Origin of the sequence: Peribacillus sp. AS_2, from assembly GCF_026891895.1 — a bacterium.
GTDB lineage: Bacteria > Bacillota > Bacilli > Bacillales > DSM-1321 > Peribacillus > Peribacillus frigoritolerans.
Window position 1 is genome coordinate 72,345 of record NZ_JAPTGA010000018.1, and the last position, 6,836, is coordinate 79,180.

Annotated in this window: 5 protein-coding genes; 3 read left to right on the forward strand and 2 right to left on the reverse strand. The window is 39.0% G+C overall.

Annotated elements, in window-relative coordinates:
• The first annotated feature begins 230 nt into the window (after positions 1 to 230).
• The 3 genes from OTG27_RS23485 to OTG27_RS23495 all read left to right on the forward strand — a co-directional run bounded on the left by OTG27_RS23485 (position 231) and on the right by OTG27_RS23495 (position 5,315).
• On the forward strand, positions 231 to 3,032 hold the full coding sequence (locus tag OTG27_RS23485; protein WP_268565344.1) for a response regulator: 2,802 nt from the start codon (positions 231 to 233) through the stop codon (positions 3,030 to 3,032).
• 28 nt (positions 3,033 to 3,060) lie between these two features.
• Positions 3,061 to 3,894, forward strand: coding sequence for a CheR family methyltransferase (locus OTG27_RS23490; protein ID WP_095679763.1), 834 nt, complete (start codon positions 3,061 to 3,063; stop codon positions 3,892 to 3,894).
• Positions 3,895 to 4,172: 278 nt separating this feature from the next.
• Positions 4,173 to 5,315 (forward strand): PP2C family protein-serine/threonine phosphatase, encoded by a 1,143-nt coding sequence (locus tag OTG27_RS23495; protein WP_096340796.1) that lies wholly within the window; start codon positions 4,173 to 4,175, stop codon positions 5,313 to 5,315.
• 114 nt (positions 5,316 to 5,429) lie between these two features.
• Here OTG27_RS23495 and OTG27_RS23500 read toward each other — a convergent pair whose 3' ends face one another.
• Positions 5,430 to 5,600 (reverse strand): CsbD family protein, encoded by a 171-nt coding sequence (locus OTG27_RS23500; RefSeq protein ID WP_065310846.1) that lies wholly within the window; start codon positions 5,598 to 5,600, stop codon positions 5,430 to 5,432.
• Positions 5,601 to 5,679: 79 nt separating this feature from the next.
• Positions 5,680 to 6,438, reverse strand: a complete 759-nt coding sequence (locus OTG27_RS23505) for an alpha/beta hydrolase (protein ID WP_268938296.1) — start codon at positions 6,436 to 6,438, stop codon at positions 5,680 to 5,682.
• Between the last annotated feature and the right edge of the window lie 398 nt (positions 6,439 to 6,836).

The window sequence follows — 6,836 nt, forward strand, 5'->3', positions numbered from 1 at the left end:
TATGTACGAACCATATATGACAATGGTAAGGCAGACTGTTACTTAATTGGAAAAGGAATTCATGTAAAATGATAGTGAAGGTAACCATTTTAGATCGGAAAATGTTAAAATTGATTTTGAGCAATGAAACTATCTATATATCATTTCAAAGAATATAAGGTGAGTTCTAGTATTTTGCAATGCCGCTAATTTCGGGCTGGTATAAATAAGTATTGAAGGTGGGCGGGAAAATGGGTTTTAAGAAAAAGCAAATGTTGGGATTTGGTTTGATCTTGCTTTTCTTGGCTATTTTACTTTCATTCATGATGTTTACGCTAAACAATTTAAAGAGCAGCATGACTGAAATAGTTGAGAATCGCTATGATAAGGTTCAAGCTTCGATGGAAATCCGTCAGCTTTTTTCTAGATCGGACCGTGAGATTTTGTTTGCAGCTAATGATGCAAATAAAGAAGAAAGAGCAGAAAGCCTCGAAATCATCAATGAAAATCATAGTTTGATTGAATCAAAAATTGCCGGGTTATCAGGTTCGTTAAATAAGGCGAAAGCGAAGCAGCTATTGAAGGAGTTCGAGACCCAATATGCTTCTTACTCCATAACGGAGGCTGAGCTCATCCAAAAGATAAAATCGGGAAACTCTTCTGATAATCTTTCAAGCCTGATGGATGACCAAAGGGAAAAACGATCGAAAGTCATCAGTACGATGGATGAATTTAAGGATTACCAAGAAGGTGTCATGAAAGATACCTTAAGTAATTCGAAACAAACCTATGAAGATATGATCGGTTTTGTAATTTTTGCAGTTATTCTCAGCATTTTGGTCATTTCCGTAACGGTTGTTTGGATGATTCGGAGCACATCGAAAGATCTGCAATCGATTACGAAGGTCATCAAAAATATCGATTATAAAAATTTGTCGGTCATACCAAGAATTCCGGTTCGGACCACTGATGAAATTGGGGATATAGCGAAATCGTTCAATGATATGGCGGAATCGCTTGAAATCTATAACCAAAAAGAAAAAGATTTCACTGAAAAGATCAGTGAACAGAACTGGATTCAGACCCGTGTTGCAGATATAGCTACCATGTATCAGCGCATTGTTGATGTGGAAGTCCTTGCTGACCGGTTCATTACAAGACTTGCACCAATGATGGGAGCTTCAATTGGAGCTTTTTACGTCAAACGGGGTGAGGGTGTGGATATGCGCTTTGTGAAGCTTGCCAGCTTTGCTGGAGATGGCGAAGATTCGGGCAGGCGTGAATTCCGTCTTGGCGAAGGTTTGATCGGTCAATGTGCCCTTGAAAAGAAATCCAAAGTCATCGAAGATATCCCTGAGGATTTCCAATTGGTTACGACAGGATTGGGGGAAGTCAACCCGAAAAGCATTGTCATTGCGCCAGTCATTTTTGAGGATGAAGTGGTGGCGATGGTTGAACTGGCGAGTTTGGAGGCCTTTACGAAGCTGCAAAAAACGTTCCTGAACCAGGTTCTTGATACTCTGGGCATCACGATCAATAATGTTGAGGGCCGGATGGAAATAGAGCGTTTATTGAAAGAATCACAGGCACAGACTGAAGAGTTACAGGCTCAATCGGAAGAATTGCAATCACAGTCAGAGGAAATGCAAGCCCAATCAGAGGAACTGCAAACACAGGCTGAAGAGTTGCGAATGATCAATGAACAATTGGAAGAGAGAAATCGTGAAACGGAAGAAAAATCGAAAGAGCTTCAAGTCGCTAAACTGAATCTTGAAAAACAAGCGGAAGAATTGAAGTTAAGTTCAAAATATAAATCGGAATTCATGGCAAATATGTCCCATGAATTGCGGACACCGCTCAATAGTATCCTGATTTTATCGGAAATGCTTTCAGATCCTAATGATAGTAAATTAAATGAAGAGCAACAGGAGTTCGCTCGTGTCATTAATTCATCAGGTCAAGACTTATTAACGTTGATCAATGACATTTTGGATTTATCAAAAGTTGAAGTCGGAAAGCTTGAAGTGGTCTTTGATGAAATGAATCTGAGTGAGCTTCCTGAGTTATTGCACCGTAACTTCGATCATGTAGCGAAGAAAAAGAACATTGACTTTATAATCGAAAAAAGTAAAAACGTTCCGGATATTTTCTTTACGGATGAACAGCGCTTCCAGCAAATTTTGAAAAACCTGCTATCCAATGCATTTAAATTCACGGAAAAAGGTTCTGTGTCTGTCCAAATCAAAAAAGCTGATGAAGAAAATGTAGCACAATGGATACAGACAAAAGGAGCGAGCAATTGGGTTGAAATTAAGGTGACGGATACTGGCATCGGAATATCAAAAGAGAAGCAAAAGCTTATCTTTGAAGCATTCCAGCAAGGTGACGGAGCTACAATGAGAAAATATGGCGGTACAGGACTTGGGCTATCGATTTGCCGGGAGTTTGCCAAACTTCTGGGAGGCTGGGTCATTGTAGATAGTGAAGAAGGGCAAGGCAGTACCTTTACTTTCTTTATTCCAAGCATGCCAGAGGGCTTCAAAAATGTCGACGAAGCAATAGCTGCTTCTCCGGAAGTGGCAGCAGCTAACCACGATGATTCTGCCGCGCCTTTTGGCGAGCAGGGAGAACCGGATGCAGGTATGATGGATGAAGAAGATCGGGATAAGGTCAAACCTTTCTGCAATAAAACAGTACTGGTAGTCGATGATGATCACCGCAATATATTTGCCCTGAAAAATGCGCTGAAGCATGAGGGGATGGAAATCCTTACAGCTGAAAACGGCTTTGAATGTTTGGAACTCCTTGAAAAAGGTAACAATATAGATGTTATATTGATGGATATCATGATGCCGGGTATGGATGGTTACGAAACGATGACCAGAATTCGCGAGCAAAGTAAATTCGAGGATCTTCCAATCATCGCGTTAACTGCAAAAGCGATGAAAGGCGATAGGGAAAAATGCCTGAAGGCCGGCGCTTCCGATTATGTCAGCAAACCTTTAAAATTGGATCAGCTGCTATCAGTCCTAAGAGTATGGCTGACTAATTGATTGATAGTATGGGTGGGGAAGGATTTTCATGAAGGATACTTTAACGATTGAAGAAAGAGAAGATTTAGAAATAGAATTATTGCTAGAGGCCATTTATTCCGTTTCTGGCTATGACTTTCGTAAATATATGCGTTCTTCAATAAAAAGAAGAGTTGAAAATAGAATGAGGCTGGACCATGTTCGCAGGATCAGCGGAATGATTGAAATGGTTTTATATGAAAAAGGGTATGTCGAGAAGCTATTGAGAGATTTTTCAATAAATGTCACAGAAATGTTTCGCGATCCGGATTTCTTTAAAGCCTTTCGTTTAAATATTGTACCGCTCCTGAAAAAACTTCCTGAAATCAGAATTTGGCATGCGGGATGTTCAACCGGTGAAGAAGCCTTTTCCATGGCAATCATCCTCAAGGAGGAGGGACTTTATGATAAGGCGAGAATTTATGCCACTGATATGAATGATGAAGTCCTCCGTCATGCGGAAAAAGGGATATTACCTTTAAATAGAATGCAGTCTTATACGAAAAACTATCTGCAAGCTGGAGGTAACCAGGAATTTTCGGAGTATTATACAACCGATTATCAAAATGCTTATCTTGATTCGGGTCTCCTTAAAAACATTGTGTTTTTCCAGCATAATTTAGTTACTGATGGTTCGTTCAATGAGTTCCATATCATCATGTGCCGGAATGTGATGATTTATTTTACCGGCGAATTACAGACCTATGTTAATCAGTTGTTTTATGACAGTCTTTGTAAAGATGGCTTCCTTGCAGTCGGCAGCAAGGAAACTCTTCATACATCATCCTTTTCGGAGGATTATGAGGACTTTGATTCAAAGGAACGGATTTATCGGAAACTGTAAAAAAGAAAGAGTTCGCATTTATGCGGACTCTTTCTTTTTTGATTAAATTATTTTTCATTTTTTTTTGCTTCACTATGTTTAAGGCATCATAAGAAGGGGTATATATAATGAGTTGGTCTCCATGCAGAATCTCGACTGCAGTTTATTATTATTAAAAGAGACTGAACTTCGTTATAATATAATGGGAAAATCCCTGTTAAGGGAGCTTTATATAAGTACTGTTCCATATAAAAAGATAAATGTTGCCGCTCGATATAAGCCAAAAGGGGAATGAAAGAATGACGATTTTAATCGTAGATGATAACCAGGTTAACCTTTTCGTTATAGAGAAAATTCTAAAACGAGCTGGCTATACGGATTTTCTATCATTAACTTCAGCTGTTGAGATGTTTGAATATTTACAGGTGGATAGTCCGCAACCTAAAGAGACTTCAGTTGATATCATTCTGCTTGATATCATGATGCCGGAGATCGATGGGATAGAGGCGTGCAGGAGACTTCAAAGTATTCCTCACCTTAGAGATATTCCCGTCATTTTTGTGACCGCCCTTGAAGATTCAAACAAGGTGGCCGAGGCACTTGATGTTGGCGGAATTGATTATATAATGAAGCCCATCAATAAAATAGATTTACTTGCGAGGATTCGCGTGGGGTTAAGACTTAAATATGAAAAAGATTGGCATAAAATGCAGGATGAAAAAATCCGCAATGAATTGGATCTTTCCATGCAGGTTCAAAGCAGCTTATTAAGTGAACCTATAATAAATGACCACTTAACTATAAGGGCATCATACTTACCTGCGAATAAATTAGCAGGGGATATGTACTATTGGCACCGCATTGATGAAAATCGGTATGGGATCATCCTGTTGGATATGATGGGGCATGGCATATCAGCCTCGCTTGTGTGTATGTTCATATCCTCCGTATTGAGGGATGCCATCAGGACCCATTCGGACCCAGTGTCAGTAATAAATGAAATGAATCGCTGGATGAGTACCCTTAATAAAGATGATAATCCAGTGCATTATTATTTTACCGCTATTTATATGATCATTGATACAGAGCAAAAGACAGTGGAATATGTAAATGCCGGACATCCTCCTGGATTTGCTTTAATGGACGATGGAAAAGTGGTCTCCCTTTCAAAGGGGACATGTCCTGTTGGTTTCTTCACCGAGATGAAAATAGAGAAATCCGTCATTCATTATGAAGAGAAGATTCAGCTTATGCTATTTACGGATGGAGTCATGGAAGCAATAGATCGAGAAGGGACGGAAGGGCTCGACCAAATAAAAGAAGCGGTCTCGACAAGATGGTTTGATTGTAAAGAATCTCCCCCTATCGATTTTTTGATGTCACCTGAAATGCAGCAAGATCAGCCTGATGATATGTGTGTTGTGGTTATTCAAGCGAATTGAAGAAGGAAGAGGCGGCAGATAATCTGCCGCCTCTTCTCTATAAAAGGGGGGTCACTTTTATATGAAATGAGAATGTTCGTTAAGAGAGTGAATCCTGTATTCGGCTATTTGCAATTAACGGTCATTTTTCAATTTACTAATGCCATCTTGGAGATTGCCTTTTAATTTATCGGCTTTACCTTCTGCTTGTAAGTGAGGATCATTTTTCGCGTTTCCGACTTGGTCTTTCGTTTCACCTTTAACTTTATTTACAGCACTCTTTACTTTGTCTGATAAACCGCTCATTATGTTACCTCCTTTTTCTTTATATACTGTATTTACCCATGAAGTATATGGGTAAACCTGATTTATGGAGAAAGGAGTTTTAAGAAGCGATTATTTCCCTTTTACTTAACCTTTGAATGAACTGATAGGAATGTTCAATGATATGATCTTTGTCATGATCCAACGACGCCACATGATATGAATTTTCAAGGCGCACCATCTCTTTATCACCGGACATGACAGTATCGTAAATCTGATAGGAACACGAGTCCGGTACAACGTGGTCTTCTGGTGAATGGAAGATAAGAATCGGGCACGAAACCTCTATTAGTTTTTGGCTGGTATGTTCCATTATATCAAGCAATTGATTAATCGCTTTTGACGGAACTTGGTCATATGTGATTTCTTTAGGTATATCGTCTTTTATGTCAGGCTTGCCTTCGGGAATGAAGCGTGGAATAGATTGGTTACGATATCTTTCATATTCAGGAACTTGGAGAGCGGCGTTGATAGTGAGAATTCCATCACAAGCCAATTTTGTCGCTAAATCGAGAACAAGGGCGCCTCCCATTGATTGTCCGATGGCGAAAACATGGGTGCAGGTTCGCTTTAATTTTGCATAAGCCATTTCAACATCTTGTATCCATTCCTGATAATGACTTGTTTCCATTTCATATTCATCCGTTCCGTGGCCTGCCAGTCGAGGAGCGAAGACAGTAAAGCCTTTGGCAGCAAATTTTTCACCTAAATACCTTACGCTTTGTGGCGTTCCGTTAAACCCATGGCAAATAAGGATGCCGATAGAATTGCCGGGTAAGAAAAAAGATTCCGCACCTGGTATTACCATTGCTGCTGTCATATTCCCATCTCCTTTGATTTAGCTGAGTTTTGTTAATAGAAGGTTTTAATAATATTAACTATTCCGATTATTTTACTTGGTTATATAATAGCATAATGAAAATTATGAAGTCAACTTGGTTATGTTCCAAAACTTCACTATTATTAAGGAGAATCAAAAGGATATAAAGATACTTATCAGGTCATTTTCGTCTTTCTATCATATAAGTGCTGTCTTGGAATTGTTGATAAACTGAAGATGCTAATCACCGGTAATATATAAATATAAGAAATGGAGAAAAAGCATTGACTTTAAAGTGAAATGGGATTAATATAAATAAGCACCAACTAAGACATGCAAAAAACTTCATCGCTTTTGGCAGGTTGCTGAAAGAAATAATAACTATTGACTTCTTACTG

Bases quoted from the DNA above. Each gene is read 5' to 3' on its own strand.
- OTG27_RS23505 (WP_268938296.1), bottom strand. From the start codon at position 6,438: ATGACAGCAGCAATGGTAATACCAGGTGCGGAATCTTTTTTCTTACCC.
- OTG27_RS23490 (WP_095679763.1), top strand. From the start codon at position 3,061: ATGAAGGATACTTTAACGATTGAAGAAAGAGAAGATTTAGAAATAGAA.
- OTG27_RS23495 (WP_096340796.1), top strand. From the start codon at position 4,173: ATGACGATTTTAATCGTAGATGATAACCAGGTTAACCTTTTCGTTATA.
- OTG27_RS23500 (WP_065310846.1), bottom strand. From the start codon at position 5,600: ATGAGCGGTTTATCAGACAAAGTAAAGAGTGCTGTAAATAAAGTTAAA.
- OTG27_RS23485 (WP_268565344.1), top strand. From the start codon at position 231: ATGGGTTTTAAGAAAAAGCAAATGTTGGGATTTGGTTTGATCTTGCTT.